Below are 255 nucleotides of genomic sequence, written 5' to 3'. Positions count from 1 at the left end.
GTATCACGAGCTCGCAGGCGAGCGAGTCTTTATAGGTAAAAAGAAACCAAACCGTGAAGGTGCTGTGGCGCATAGCACCTTAAAAAAGCGCTTTTTTAGTAAAGGTGCACGCCAACTAATTAAAGACTATGTGTTATTTCCAGTTTTGGCGGGGCCACTATTTTTGTGGGTATTAAGTGGTAATTTGCTGGCAAACTTAATTCGTAACCTATGGACCTCAACCATTATCTTTTGTGGCCATTTTACTGAGCAAAC

General features: G+C 42.0%; 1 pseudogene. It reads left to right on the top strand.

The window, feature by feature from the left end:
• Positions 1-255 (top strand): annotated as a pseudogene (locus SB765_RS31630) (acyl-CoA desaturase); the annotation flags it as partial.

The organism is Pseudomonas sp. SIMBA_067 (assembly GCF_046534675.1).
Taxonomy (GTDB): domain Bacteria; phylum Pseudomonadota; class Gammaproteobacteria; order Pseudomonadales; family Pseudomonadaceae; genus Aquipseudomonas; species Aquipseudomonas putida.
The sequence above is the reverse complement of the archived record's forward strand: the minus strand, read 5'-3'. Positions and strand labels throughout refer to the sequence as shown.